The following is a 13,808-nucleotide window of genomic DNA, read 5'->3' on the forward strand; positions in this document are numbered from 1 at the left end:
CAAGACTCGCGAGGCGAATCAAAATTTGAAAAAATACAACGCTCCGCAGCAAATGTTGCGGAGCGTTTTTTTTTCGTGCGCCACGATCAAATTTTTCAATTGGACAGGCCACTTCTTTGCCAGCTTCGAGCACTGGTTTCTGCGTGTACCTCAGTTTCGAAAATACTTTCGAACAGCGTTTTCCAAATCGCCGATATAGATCCGAGCAGCTTTTATCTTTCCGTTGCGACCAATCAGGTAAAGGTGGTCTCGACCCTTGCCCAGGTTATGCCAGAGCTTGGCTGATTCGCTGGCTTTGTCGACTACACAGGGCCACTGTACGTCGTATTCGATCAGGTAGCGCTTGAAAAAATCAAGTCCACCGCTGCGATGCACGCCGACGACCTGAATGTCGGCGTCTGGGAATTTGGCAATGACTTCGGCAATGTGGTCCGATGGAGGCTTCTCCTGATTGTAAGGTCGCGACCGCCAAAAATGTACGATCGTGGGTTTTCCGAAGAACTGACTCAGGTCAAATTCGCCGTCCACTGCGACAATTTTTGGTGGTGCTTTGCCAATCAGTTTAGTCAATCGGCTATGAAACTCTTTGCTTCCTTCGATCACAATTCCGTCGATATTTTCGACCAACTCGCGTGGTTCCCGCTGTGAGAGATTTAGCATTTGCAGTGAGCTGGAACGCTTTTTCAACGCCGCGATCGACTCCTCAGAAATTTCCTGATTGGCGGAAATTTGCAGAACTCGAAGCGAAGGCAAATCGCCAAACGCGAGCACGCTTTCGTCGTTAAACTGGCCGGTCAGGTCGACGATTTCGAGCTTGTCGAGTTGTTTCAGCCTGGCAACTTCTTCCGACGAAAAATGACAGACTCCAAGGTCGAGGAACTCGAGATTTTTCATGGATAGAATGGCATCGATCGCAGGCGTTTTCGCAAGGACCCGGGTTTCACATTCAAAGTGCTGCAGATTCTTTAGCTGTCCGATCGTTTTCCAGTGCTCTTCGCCAAGCAGCATGCCTCCGATCATTAGCCGTTCCAATTTTTGTAATCGAGCAAGCTGTTTCCACTCGTTAGCTGGCCAAGTCTGGAAGATTTCATCCGCGATCCCAAATCGTAACGCGACCAGATCAAGTTTCGCAATTGATTCGAAACACTTGGCCGTCGCATTCGTTCGGGAAATCGCAACGTCTTCCAGTTGTGGCATCGATTCGAGATGTGTGATGCCTTCATCCGTCACCGGGCAGTTCTGTAACGATAGTCGCTTCAGGCCTTTCATTGTTGCGATCAATTCCATTTCGCGATCGGTGACTGTGTCGGAAAGAGAGATCGATTCAAGCTTCTTCATTTTCGTCAGTTGCTCGATACCCGCCGGTGTCAGATTCCAATGCGCCGTCACCTTGCGCAAATTCGGAAGTTTGGCCAGTTCTTCAGCAGCACGGTCGCCCAGTTGCCCTCGCTTACGATAGAACCTGAGTTTTTCCAGATCTTTCATTCCTTCGAGCGCAGACAGGCCAGCGTCAGTGACGTTGGTATAGTCGAGAGTCAGGCTTTTCAGCATTGTAAGCCGTTGGATCTGTTTCAGGTCTTCGTCAGAAATGCCTGAACCGGAAAGATTGAGATGCTCCAGTTGAAACAGGTTTCCGAATTTCGTCATTCCTTCCATGTTGACGGGCGATCCATCATCGTACGCACCAAGTGACAGCGATTTGAAGTTCTGCAACATCAGTAAACTGTTGATTCCTTTCCCGGTAACCTTGCTGCCATTTAAGGACAGAGTTTCCAGATCTTCACAACTCGCAAGATGCTTCAGCCCTTCGTCAGTCACCGGGCAGCTTCGCAGCAACAATTTTTTCAGTTTGCGCATCTGTCCGAAGACTTTCATCGATTCATCGGTCACTCCAAAACCTTTGTCTTCAAATCCGTAAACCGAACACTGGATGGATTCAAGGTTTTTCAATCCGGCAATCTGTTGAATGTCTTCATCCATCACTGGGCAGCCGCGGAGGTGAAGAACTCGCAATGATTGCAATCTGGAAATGTGTTTCAACTGTCCGGATATTGGAGATTCGATATTGAAATAAAGAAAGTGAATCGCATCGGAAGGCAACTGACCCAGCGGACTCAGGTCCTCACAGCCACCAGCGGAAACATCCAGGCGAATAAAGGCACCTTTGGGGACCTCAACGAGCCCCTTGGCAGGTCCGAGCGATTTGAACTGGTCGCGGAAAACATCGAGCTCAGTAAACTCAATGTCAGCTGCCGGGCCCGCGTAGACTATTCCCAACGAGCGGTCGCTTGGAAACTCCAGAGTACGAGTCTCAACAGAAATGCTGCTCGTTGTTTGCGCGTTGGCACTTGGTGAAAGCGAGAGCAGAAACAGAACTAACACGCATGCAATTTTGCAACTGGTATTGAATGTCATCTGGAACCTTTCGTTTCGATTCGTGTCTCATCCACGATATCGAGTTTCGAAAGGCAATGCACTTCGTTGGCGAATAATGACGCAAAAAGGCGACTATGGAGCGTTCTTTTTCAGTTTCCGTTGCAACGTGCGGCGCGGGATGTCCAAACGACGGGCGGCTTCTGAAATGTTGCCACCGGCTTCTGCCAAAACGCGTTGAATGTGTTCCCACTGAGCCGACGCAAGCGATGGCGGCGGGAACTCAGGGTCGGACTCAACCAACTGCTTTTCCTCAAACGAAGCCAGAACTTCGTCCGCGTCCGCCGGCTTGGTGACGTAGCCAACGGCTCCGATCTTAACGGCGTCCACTGCGTTGGTGATGCTGCCGTAGCCGGTCAACATAACGACTTTGGTTTGAGGAGAAACATTGACGATCTCCTGCAGCAGATCGAGCCCGGACTTGCCAGGCATCTTCAGGTCCAGCACTGCCTTGGATGGCTTCTCCGAAGTCACCAGCTCGATGGCTTCGTCATAGTTGGCGGCGACGTAAACTTTGAAGCCGCGATTGATGAAGGCTTTCTCAAGACGATTTCGCAGCACGTCATCGTCGTCAACGACCAGAATGGTTTCTTTTCGAATCACGGGTCTATCGTGGGTTTTGGATGGGAGGCCATTTCCTGTTCATAATTGTAAACCGAAAACCGGTCCTTTCGCTAACTCAGATTGAATATCTGCTATTCCACGACACTCAATTTTTCGTGGAACAGCACGACCCGTACAAGCGATCCAATGATGAATAGCTCGAGGATCGCCGCCGGAAAACCGCCCAGATTCGACAGAATTTTGATCCCGTCGGTGCAGCCCGTGAAGCTGATCATCGTCCACGCGACCGTACCGACAGCAACGCCCCACACGATTTTCAGCCACTGCTGGCCTTCCGGGTTTTCGGGGGAAATGCCGCTTGATGAGATGCTGGCCATCGCGGACATGTTCGAATCGGACGAAGTCACGAAACACACAAATGCGCTGACCATGTAGAAAATGACAACGGCGGTCGAAAAAGGAAACTGCTTGAACACGGCATAGGAAACGGCTTCCTCTTTTTCGGCATCGATGAACTGATACAGGTCGACGCCGTTGATCTCCTGATAGAGCGCCGTGCCGCTGAAGATCGACATCCACACGATTGCAAACAGCGACGGAAAAATGAAGTTCACCAACATGAACTCGCGAACTGTTCTGCCGTACGAAATTCGTCCCAGAAAGCAGGCCGTGATCGGTGCCCACGCCAGCCAAACTGCCCAGTAAAAAACCGTCCAGTTCTTTCCCCAGTTTTCCGGGAAGAACTGTGTGTTGCGAGGCACGAAGTGAACGACGTAGTCGACCAGAGCTGCGCCGCTCTGTGTCAGAATCCAGACCGTCGGCCCGCAGATCAATGCGACTACTGCCAGCAACATCAATAGTTTGGTGTTGATGTCGGACAGGATTCGGATTCCGTTCATCAAACCTGTGGCACTGGAAACGATAAACGTGGCCACGATCGCAAACGTGATTCCCGCCCACACGGCCGAGTTCGACGGGATGCCAGCCACGTCGGTGAGGCCACCCGAGAGCATCAGAATTCCGGACCCAAGCGCCGCTGCCATTCCGGCAACCAGCGAGTACAAACAGACGGCGTCGATAATGTTGCCGCCTTTTCCCGTCGACCAGTCACCAAACAGTGGTGTCAATGTCGATCCCAGCGAGAAGGGCTTCTTCATGTTGTAGTAGGCGAACGCGAACATCAGCGAGGCGACACAGTAAAGCGCGTACGGGGTGAACGACCAGTGAAGATACATCGTCGAAAGCGCGAACGTTGCCGCTTCGGGAGTTCGGGGCTGGGCGATGTCCGCCGGAAGCTCGACATAGTGAGTCACTGGCTCCGCCGTGGACCAGAACAGAATTCCAATCGCGATGGTTGTACAGATCGTGATCGAGAACCAGTTCCACATGCTCATCAGAGGTTTAGCTTTGCTGCCGCCGATGCGAACTTTTCCGAACTTCGAGAAACAGATCCAGATGCACAGGCAGAGAGCCAGAAAAGCGCAGAGACTAAACAGCCAGCTGAAGTGATCCAGAATCCAGCCGTTGGCTCCGTTGATGACTTTTGAGAATCCGCCGGGGATGATTTTTCCGTCGTCTCCCACTTTGTCTGGCGAAAGGAAATTCAGCCCGACGGCGAACAGCAGTAGCAAAAATGGCGGCCAGAAAACGACATGATTGAGGGCGACGGAGTCCAGTTTCGGCCTTGGGGGTTCTTTTGACATGCCGTCATTGTAGTGCCACGAAGCCACGTATTTTTTACTCTAATTTTTCCGGCATCTCCGTGTTACATTACCAGCCCGAAATTTACCGACCCAAATTATCATCGATCTGCCGAAAATGGCCACAGACTCGCCGCAAACCGAAACTGAAACGACCGTCGAAACGACGCCCGTCCATCGTCTTTATATCGACACGGTCGGTTGCCAAATGAATGTCCTGGACAGCGAAATGGTCGTCGCGGACCTGCGCCGTCAGGGATACGAACTCGCCGGTAGCATCGCCGAAGCCGACACTGTTTTGTTCAACACTTGTAGCGTTCGCGAACAGGCGGAAAACAAAACTTACAGCGCTCTCGGCAGGCTCAAGGACGAAAAGAAAAAGCATCCTGACAAGATCATCGGCGTGATGGGATGTATGGCGCAGAAGGATCAAAAGCTGATTTTTAAAAAGGCGCCCTTCGTCGACATCGTCGTTGGCCCCGGTCAACTCAAAGAGATCCCTGGCTTGATCGAAAAAGCACGGACCGAAGGAGGCCAGCACACGGCCGTCGGGCTGGGGCGGAAAGATGGCAAGCTGGACATCATCAAGCGTTCACACGAGACCTTCGATCCGCTGCGCGATCCGTCGATGCGACCGACTCCGTTTCAGGCTTATCTGCGAATCCAAATCGGCTGTGACAAGTTCTGCACTTATTGCATCGTGCCGATGACCCGCGGGCCAGAACAGGGACGCGACCCGCAGCAGATCTACGACGAAGCCGTACTGCTGGCGGAACAGGGCGCGAAAGAGATTACGCTGCTCGGCCAAACAGTGAACAGCTACAAGCACGTCGCCGAAGACAAAACCGTCACGAAGTTGGCCGACTTGCTGCACAAGTTGCACGACATCGAAGGCATTGAACGCATCAAGTTCGTGACCAGCTATCCGAAAGACATGACGTACGACTTGCTGTATGCGATTCGCGATTTGAAAAAGTGCTCTCCTTACTTGCACGTTCCTCTGCAAAGCGGCAGCGACGCGGTGCTCAAGCGGATGAAACGCGGCTACACCGTGGCCGACTATCGCGACATGATGTCTCGCATCCATGAAGTGCTGGGCGAGCGGGCCGCGATCTCAAGTGACTTCATCGTCGGTTTCTGCGGGGAGACCGAAGAGGAGTTTCAGGAAACCATCAAGCTGGTGGAAGAATGCCGCTTCAAGAATAGCTTCATCTTCAAGTACTCCGAGCGTCCCGGTACCAAGGCATCCGATCATTTGCCCGACGACATTCCATTCGAGGTCAAGAAGCGTCGGAACAACGAGTTGTTAGAAGTTCAGAACCGAATCAGCGAAGAGGACAACAACAAGTTCATGGGTCGCACGGTCGACGTTCTGGTCGAAGGCCGCTCGAAGCGGAGCGACAACCCGGTGAATCAAATCGACGGCAACACCGATGCTGGATTGCCAGGCTCCGGACCGGTTCAGCTAACGGGCCGTACGCATTGCGATCGCATTGTTGTGTTCGATGGCAATGAGCGACTGGCGGGAACCGTGGTTCCGGTCGGAATTTACGACGTTTCGGGCCAAACATTGTTCGGCACAATCGTCACCGATCACGTCGACAACGCCAGCATTGTGAAGCTGACGTAGTCGAACGGCGAGACGGCCGGTTTTCGCGACGCTAGAGGAACTTACGCGGCGAATGATCAAAAGCTTCCGGAAGTTGCTCTGTCAGTGCGACCGCGTGCAGCAGAATTTTGTCAGCGAAGACCGGTCCGAACTTGCCGCACAGCCACACGAACGACGTGTTGATGATCTTGTGAAGCTCTTCATCGGTCCCGGAAATGGAAGACATTTCAGCACCGGATTTCGCCCACGACACCAGTTTGGCAGCACAGTCTCGTGACAGATTCATCTTAAGAGCTTCTTTCATGAAGTGCTCTCGATAGGCTGCCGCGCTTTCGGGATGACGCTTGACGACGGCGGCGCTAATGTTGCCCAACAATGTATTGAACACAAGATCGCGACCGCTCAGGATGACCCTTCGCTGAGGCGACGGACTCGCAGGATTGGCCGTGCTGCCTCCGGAGTGATTTGTTTGAGGAAGCGACGATGCCGGATCGGGACCGATCTGATCAGCTGGCTTGTTCCGTACCATCATGATACGGCCTAACAGATTGCCGCTTCGAAATGCCGGGTGCTCGAAACTTTCGCGCAGTCGCTTGATCAGTTGTGTGTAACGAATCTCGGGTTGGGCGCCGAATTCGTTCTCAAGCAGATCGATTGCGCTTTGGACGACTTCGATTGGAGTGCCCTTGTCCAGTGAATTGAAGAGGATTCTTCGACGTAAAGATTTTTCTGTATCGCTGACGCTCATTGTGCTGATTTCGGTAGGAAAGAGTGAAGGATAGAACCGGGCGAATCGTTTGCGAACGCCCGGCTACAATTGACCCGGAAGGCTAGTTATGCAACGTTGCCTGGAATTCCGGATAGCCAACTTCGTGATGCTCGCTGAAATCCAGTCCGCGTTGTTCGTCCGTCGTGCTCACACGAAGTTCGATCACCATCGAGACGACCTTGAAAGCAGTCCACGCCATCGTGAATGTCCACGCCGCACAGGCTGCGATACCAATAAGTTGCACTGAAACGATGTCCCAGTTGTACATGTCGCCTTTCAGAAACAGTCCGGCAGCCAACGTTCCCCAGGCACCACAGACGCCGTGAACCGCAACGGCTCCGACGGCATCGTCCCACTTCCAGCGTAGGCAAGCCGCAGACGCAGCAACACAGATCACGCCAGCCGCCAGGCCAGTCGCGACCGCATAGGCTGGCGACATCGTGGCACAGCCCGCAGTGATACCAACCAGTCCGGCAAGGCCCCCATTGACCGTGTCGGTCATCAAGAGCTTGCCATCGAGAAACAGAATTTTTGTCAGAACGAATCCAACGACTCCGGCAGATCCGGCAAGGTGAGTGTTGAGCAAAATCTCTCCGATGCGACCGTCGGCCGCGAGTGTACTTCCGCCGTTGAAACCAAACCAGCCGAACCACAGGATCATGCCGCCGAATGCGACCAGCGGAAGATTGTGTCCACCGATTTCGCGAACTTCACCATCTTCACCGAAGCGACCAAGACGTGGACCAAGGACGACCAGACCAGCCAACGCACACCAGCCTCCGACCGAGTGGACGACACTACTTCCAGCGAAATCGATGAAGCCCATTTGTGCCAACCAGCCGCCTTCGTTCCAAACCCAACATCCAAAGACAGGGTATACAAACGCAGTAATCAGGATCGCAACCAGAACGTAAGCACCAAAGCGAATTCGCTCAGCAAGCGCACCCGACACGATCGTCGCGGCGGTTGCGGCAAACATCATCTGATACATCATCACCATGTAGTCCCATGGCTCGCCTTCTGCCATGAAACCATCGGTACCAAACAGGCCCCAACCATCGGTTGTCGTACCGAACATAATTCCATATCCGACAGCCCAGAACACGAGAGCACCGAAACACATGTCGGTGTAGTTCTTCATGATCACGTTGATTGCGTTTTTACTTCGAACCATGCCGCTTTCGAGCATCGCGAAACCGGCTTGCATAAAGAAAACCAGCGCCGCACAAATGGCGACCCAAAGGAAATTCATGTTGGTTTGCAGGCTTTCCGCAACCATCTCGATGTTGTTCGTTTCCATCTTCGTAACTCTTGAAAGATTGTTAGGTGGGAGAATGTTTGGTTCATTGGTGGCCACAAAAACTAGGTTTCGGATTGAAACAACAAGCTGGATTTCCTGATTTTCATGACACCGGTCCCTGATTCCCAGTCGGGATTTCCTGCAGTGATCCCCACAAGCCGAAGTGACGGAACATTGGGAACCGCCAAAAGAGCCACGAAAGTGTCGTTTCTGACGAGCGAATATCTGGAATTCCGGATTCAACGACCAGGTGACCAGTGAATCACGAAAGAGCTGATTTCGGGGTGGCGAGCTTGATTCGGCTCAAGCTGGACTCAAAAAGAGCCGTTTTGAGCAGTATTTCCCGGTTTTTGGCTCTTAGCGCTTGTTCGCTGTTTGGCTACAATCCGGAGCTTCAAATTACGAAACACCAAACAAAACACAGCAAAATGTACGCAATCATCGCAGACGGCGGCCGCCAATATAAAGTCGAAGAAGGTCAGATTCTTGAGATCGATTTTCGCGAAGTCGAAGCCGGCTCAGAACTGAAATTTGATCGCGTGTTGGCTGTTTCAGGAACCGATGGGCTCAAGCTCGGTGCACCGACTCTTGATGGTGCTTCGGTCACTGCCAAGGTTCTGGAAGAAACCAAAGGCGAAAAGTTGGTCGTCCAGAAATTCCGTCGCCGCAAAAACAGCAAGCGACGCAACGGCCACCGCCAGAAGTTCGTCAAAGTCCAAATCGGCTCAATCGCTGGCTAAGCCGCCGAGCTTACAGCTTTAAAAATTAAAGAACCCGTGATGTCATATTTTTTGACGCCGCGGGTTTTTTCGTAGCTCGATTTGTTGAGCACGTAGCACGAACAGCAAAGCACGAAGCATGAGCTTTGCAGGATCTCAGTTTTGAGTATCAAGCAGCGCGCTCACTATTTCGACTGCCCGATCGTGGGAGCCAGTGAATCTGACGATTCCTTTTTGGTCGATGACTACGGCCAGCGGAACCGCCCACGCCCCGAATTTTGGACAAACGGAATCATGCATTTCCGGATCCACTGAAAACGTTTTGACGTAGCGACTTAGTTCCGGTGGAAACTTTCTGATGAGTTTGTCCATCGAACTCGGAAAACAATGGAGACTCAGTATCGCTAGCGGGTCGTCGTTCTGGACTGACGACTTAAGAGACTCAATTGCTGCGTTACTGGCAGGAATCTGTTTCGAGGTACCGTTCCAGAAGTCCAGTAAAACCACTTTGCCGCGTAGGTCGGCCAAAGACAATCTTTCTTCTTCGCCAACCCCAAGCTCAGCATTGGGTGCAGGCTCGCCGATGGAAACCGGCGGTTCAAACGGAACATCGATTGACGGCAGTTCGTGGATTCCATCCTTGACATCAAGAGTGCCGTGATAGGACAGGACCGAACAGATCGTGACGTCGGCCAGCGAAGAAAGCGGTCGACCCTGGAAAGATGCAGCGAACTGATAGGTTCCTGGACCGGAAAGAAAGGCTTCAACTGAGCCGTCATCTTTGATGAACCCACTGGTCGATTCGGTGGCATTGGAAAGGATGAAGTACGTTTTCCAGTCCTGATTTTGTCGAGCGAAATCAAGCGTATCAGAGTAATTGCCACGATGTGGGTTGGACGCGTTGAAGTCTGCGGGTAGTAGCTCTTCCCAATTCGCCGTTTTGGTAAATGCGCAGTTTGCTCCATCGGTTCGAACATGTTCAAACAGTTCCGTATTTCGCAGCACGGTCTGGAATGGATAGTCAAAATTAAGGTTTACCGTTGAAGCCTCGCCCGGTTGAGGATTGAACGGCACGTTAATTCTGCAGTGGGTTGATTTGCCGTAAGCACCCCGTTTGACGATTGTGAGAGAGGCCGGATGAGAGCCAACTTTGGAGAAGTGAAAATCACCGTTGGAGTCGGTGGTTGACGAGCTTCGCGAATGAATCTGATTGACGACCGTGGGGAAATGTGCCAGCGGGCCGTGCGAGATACTTGTGTCTGAAACAGGCTGTCCGCCGATGGTGACTGTTCCTTTGATGGAGGCCCAGCGATCAATTTCAATTCGCGGGCCTTCTCCTTTCGCCAACTCCGTTTTAGAAAGCTTCCGTTCTGCAAATCCTTCCTTGTGCAGCACGACCAGAGTCGTCGGATCGACGAGTGCCTCAAATTCAAACTTGCCATTGGAGTCAGTTGTCGCATCGGGGACGCGAAAATTCACTCGATAGTTGTTAAGCCTAAGCGAATTGAATTTGTCAACCAAAAAGACCTCTGCGCCTGCGACCGGCATTCCTCCAAAGTCGACCACCGACCCCGTCGATGGATTGCTTTTTTCCAGGCTAATCTCCATCGTTTCCGGAAACTTTTCAGTGTCAAACGCTTGCGAAATAAATGGTCGGTAGCCCTCTTTTGAAAACTCAAGACGATATGTGAGATTGCTTCGGCTCAACTGAAACACGAACTCGCCCTGGGCGTCAGCAACGACCGCATCGCTATCCCGGCGGTTGCCAGGCATGCCGGCACGATGCTCAATGATTGGGGTGACTTTCGTGAATCGAGCTGGCTTTCCGGTGTCAGCGTAGCGGATTGAACCACGCAAACTCGGTTTCTTCTTCAGTCGGATCACGTGGACGTGATCTCCTGCGGCCAGCGGGGTTTCGTCGCTTGAAAGATAGCCCCTCATGGAGATGCTCCAAACGACATCGTCAGCTGGAGCCCAATCCCACTCAAAAATACCTTCGTCATTTGCCTTATATGGAATGCCGGTCGGTTTTACATTCGGATGGATTTGAGAGTAAAGACATCGCGAGTTTCGCCAACGTCGAAGTGACGCGTAAGCGCCGGGAATCGGAATGTCGTTTTCGTCGGTAACTTTAATGCGCAGTTTGCGACCTGGTTTGAGTTCAAAGTTGACCGGCGGCATGTCGACAGCGATATCGACCATCTTCGATGTGGGTGCGTATCCCTTTGCCACCACGGTGACTCTTTTCTTTGACGGAACCTGTGGTAGCGTTCGAAACTGACCGTTGTCGTCGATTTCAATTTCCTGCGAGCCAGATTCCAGATACGGATCGTCACCCAAGACGACCAAGCCGTCATCAACCACGTTTCCATTGATATCCGTGACTTTGCCCGTCACCTCAATGCCGCTGGAAAGAGCTATTTTCGCGGACTTTGCGATCAGGGTATCTCGATCAACCGCCACTGACTTACGCGGCAAATAGTCCGTGTGCTCAACCTCGGCACTGAAGGTCGCTTTTACGTCGGGCAGCAGATTATCAAACGACCATTTTCCTTCTTTATCTGTCTCAACTACTCCGTAGATTCCCATGAATCGCGTCGGTCCTTTTATCTCAACGCCGCCGCCTCGCAACGAAACCTTGGCTCCGGCAACAGGCTTGCCTCTCGCATCCAGTACAAAGCCTCCGCCAACGCTGCCTCTCAACATCGTCACGGACAGTGTTCTGGGAGGCGTTTTTCCATCGAGGATTTCATGTTCTTCCCACGCCGCAAACATCGGCACGTAGCCGTCGCCTGTAATCCATAGTCGAACGATGTAGTAGTTGTGTGGAAGTTCAACATTTGTCTGACCGGATTCGTCAGTTATATAGTTTCGGTTGGGTGGGAAAACTACGTCTGCGATCGTTCCATCACCAGACCAGACGCCGGCATGAATTTTTACTTCAGGAATAGGCTTACCTTCGGAATCGACAACCGTGACGGCGATGTCCCGATTTAGGATCATCGGATCTTTTTCCGATTCCTGTTCTTGCATGGCAGTCGATGCGATTGCGACAACACCCGGCAGTAAAACCAGCAGAACGCACAGGCCAAGCATCGCCGGAGCAAAACTGGAACGCTGGTTGGTCCTCGTTGAAGGTCGAGTCAGCCGGCGGATCCGTTCAGCCAGATTGCCTCCTTCAGCGTTCAGCGCCAACTGACCGTGGCGAAGTCTTGATTGCTCAAGAACCAGCAACGCCTCCGCGTAAGATCTGCGGCTTCCCACGATTTTTGCAGCCAAATCATCACAGCAGTTTTCTCTTTCGTGCCGCACTTTTGCAGAAGCCCACCAAACACAGGGGTGAAAGAACAGCAGCGTTTCGATGACGCACTGCAATACGTTGACGGCAAAGTCGCCACGACGAACATGCGCCAGTTCATGAGCGAGCACTGCTCTGATTTGCAACAGGGAAAGCTCTTCGGAAATGTTTACTGGCAATAGAATTAGAGGTTGAAACCAACCAATCACGAGCGGATTGGCGATCTTCCTGGAGACTCCAACCACCACGTCGTCAACAAGGCCGAATTGTTTCTTCAGCGAAGCCATGCACGCGGCCAGTTGAGGAAATTGAGCTTTTGTAGATTCGAATCGCAATCGATTGAGCATCGCCCAACCCGAAAGCAAGCGAGAAGCAGCCAGAACAACGCCAACGAACCAAAGCAATCCAACCCAGGGAGCCAGCGACTCGAGTTTGGTCTTGGTGGAAGTCAGCAAGTGCAGCGTCCACGAACTATTTATCGGCGGGGCAGACGAAGGTGTGCGAAACTTTTCGAAGGTCGATTCCGCAGCCAATGGCTTCTGTTTCGCCGCAGACATTGCCGTGTGCTGAGCGATCGCGGCACCTTCCGTGCTGACAGCGATAACACGATTCGAAATTGGCAAACTGGCCCTTCCATTGATCGCGCAAAACGTGACCACAGGAGCCAGTGCCATCACCAACAGCCCTCCGCAGGCGACAGCATAGTGAACCGTGGCTGAATGACGTCGCAGCGTCCTTAGCAGCAACATCGTTGCGGCTGCGATAAGCAATCCTTGCCAGAGAAAGTGAATGGAGGTCCATCCGATCGATGTCGCAAGGTCTGTGTAAAAGTCCCAAAAAGAATCTGCTTGCGTGCGGCTCGTGTTCATTCGTCTGCTCCCATTTCGTCCAGCATTTTTCGAATGTCAGCAATTTCGGCCGGCGTCGCTTTCTTCGTCGACAGAGCATTGAGTACCAGTTTGCCGGTTGAACCACCGAAAACTTTTTGCACAAAGTCATTCACAAGTCGTCGCTGCGTGACCTGCGCTTTCTGCCGCGGCCAATACATGTGAGAGCGGCTCGTTTCGTCTCGATCCAATAACCCTTTCTCAAACATGATTTGCATCAGCTTGAGAACCGTCGTGTAACCGACGTCGCGTTTCCCGGATAGCTCCGTGTAGACCTGTCGCACCGTCGCTTTCTCAAGCGCCCACAACGCCGACAGAATTTCCTGCTCTCCGTCAGTCGGCTTCATTTGAGTCGACTTGTTCTGTTTTTTTCCCATGACTTCCTCGCCAAACCCTCAAGACAAGCTCATCATACGAAATCGTTCGTACGTTTCAACGAAAGCTTTCGTAGTTTGTTTTGAAATTTGAGCCGTGAAGCATTGGCAGGAATCGAAGCGTCTGGGATCGGATAAAAGGATCAGTCGACGAG

The 13,808-nt window shown here is 52.2% G+C and carries 9 protein-coding genes; 2 read left to right on the plus strand and 7 right to left on the minus strand.

Going from position 1 to position 13,808, the window contains the following annotated elements; translation table 11 throughout:
- Positions 1-150: 150 nt before the first annotated feature.
- The 3 genes from MFFC18_RS00415 to MFFC18_RS00425 all read right to left on the minus strand — a co-directional run bounded on the left by MFFC18_RS00415 (position 151) and on the right by MFFC18_RS00425 (position 4,700).
- The gene (locus MFFC18_RS00415; RefSeq protein WP_148618567.1) at positions 151-2,415 is read right to left on the minus strand and encodes a redoxin domain-containing protein; all 2,265 of its coding nucleotides are present in this window, start codon (positions 2,413-2,415) and stop codon (positions 151-153) included.
- A 93-nt stretch (positions 2,416-2,508) separates the two neighbouring features.
- Positions 2,509-3,036, minus strand: coding sequence for a response regulator transcription factor (locus MFFC18_RS00420; protein WP_238381312.1), 528 nt, complete (start codon positions 3,034-3,036; stop codon positions 2,509-2,511).
- 92 nt (positions 3,037-3,128) lie between these two features.
- Positions 3,129-4,700: a BCCT family transporter gene (locus MFFC18_RS00425; RefSeq protein WP_075085697.1), complete on the minus strand. Its 1,572-nt coding sequence runs from the start codon at positions 4,698-4,700 to the stop codon at positions 3,129-3,131.
- Between the two features lie 115 nt (positions 4,701-4,815).
- On the opposite strand from MFFC18_RS00425, the gene miaB reads away from it, so the two are divergent.
- Positions 4,816-6,327, plus strand: coding sequence for a tRNA (N6-isopentenyl adenosine(37)-C2)-methylthiotransferase MiaB (gene miaB / locus MFFC18_RS00430; RefSeq protein WP_075085696.1), 1,512 nt, complete (start codon positions 4,816-4,818; stop codon positions 6,325-6,327).
- A gap of 31 nt (positions 6,328-6,358) precedes the next feature.
- Here the strand turns inward: miaB and MFFC18_RS00435 are convergent, their stop codons facing one another.
- Both MFFC18_RS00435 and MFFC18_RS00440 read right to left on the minus strand, forming a co-directional pair.
- Entirely contained in the window at positions 6,359-7,054 is a 696-nt protein-coding gene (locus MFFC18_RS00435) for a hypothetical protein (protein ID WP_075085695.1), read from the minus strand.
- A gap of 82 nt (positions 7,055-7,136) precedes the next feature.
- On the minus strand, positions 7,137-8,375 hold the full coding sequence (locus MFFC18_RS00440) for an ammonium transporter (RefSeq protein ID WP_075085694.1): 1,239 nt from the start codon (positions 8,373-8,375) through the stop codon (positions 7,137-7,139).
- A 428-nt stretch (positions 8,376-8,803) separates the two neighbouring features.
- Between MFFC18_RS00440 and rplU the strand changes: the two genes are divergently transcribed.
- Complete coding sequence (rplU, locus tag MFFC18_RS00445) at positions 8,804-9,115, plus strand: 50S ribosomal protein L21 (protein ID WP_075085880.1); 312 nt, start codon at positions 8,804-8,806, stop codon at positions 9,113-9,115.
- A 135-nt stretch (positions 9,116-9,250) separates the two neighbouring features.
- On the opposite strand, the gene MFFC18_RS00450 is transcribed toward rplU, so the two are convergent.
- Together MFFC18_RS00450 and MFFC18_RS00455 are read right to left on the minus strand one after the other, a co-directional pair.
- Positions 9,251-13,261: a M56 family metallopeptidase gene (locus tag MFFC18_RS00450; protein WP_075085693.1), complete on the minus strand. Its 4,011-nt coding sequence runs from the start codon at positions 13,259-13,261 to the stop codon at positions 9,251-9,253.
- Positions 13,258-13,656 (minus strand): BlaI/MecI/CopY family transcriptional regulator, encoded by a 399-nt coding sequence (locus MFFC18_RS00455; RefSeq protein WP_202907567.1) that lies wholly within the window; start codon positions 13,654-13,656, stop codon positions 13,258-13,260. Before MFFC18_RS00455 ends, MFFC18_RS00450 begins: the two co-directional genes overlap by 4 nt.
- Positions 13,657-13,808 lie beyond the last annotated feature (152 nt).

This window comes from Mariniblastus fucicola, from assembly GCF_008087665.1.
Taxonomy (GTDB): Bacteria; Planctomycetota; Planctomycetia; order Pirellulales; family Pirellulaceae; genus Mariniblastus; species Mariniblastus fucicola.

Excerpts from the sequence above, each read along its gene's own strand:
- MFFC18_RS00455 (WP_202907567.1), bottom strand. The coding sequence starts at position 13,656 with ATGGGAAAAAAACAGAACAAGTCGACTCAAATGAAGCCGACTGACGGA.
- MFFC18_RS00450 (WP_075085693.1), bottom strand. The coding sequence starts at position 13,261 with ATGAACACGAGCCGCACGCAAGCAGATTCTTTTTGGGACTTTTACACA.
- MFFC18_RS00435 (WP_075085695.1), bottom strand. The coding sequence starts at position 7,054 with ATGAGCGTCAGCGATACAGAAAAATCTTTACGTCGAAGAATCCTCTTC.
- miaB (WP_075085696.1), top strand. The coding sequence starts at position 4,816 with ATGGCCACAGACTCGCCGCAAACCGAAACTGAAACGACCGTCGAAACG.
- rplU (WP_075085880.1), top strand. The coding sequence starts at position 8,804 with ATGTACGCAATCATCGCAGACGGCGGCCGCCAATATAAAGTCGAAGAA.
- MFFC18_RS00440 (WP_075085694.1), bottom strand. The coding sequence starts at position 8,375 with ATGGAAACGAACAACATCGAGATGGTTGCGGAAAGCCTGCAAACCAAC.
- MFFC18_RS00415 (WP_148618567.1), bottom strand. The coding sequence starts at position 2,415 with ATGACATTCAATACCAGTTGCAAAATTGCATGCGTGTTAGTTCTGTTT.
- MFFC18_RS00425 (WP_075085697.1), bottom strand. The coding sequence starts at position 4,700 with ATGTCAAAAGAACCCCCAAGGCCGAAACTGGACTCCGTCGCCCTCAAT.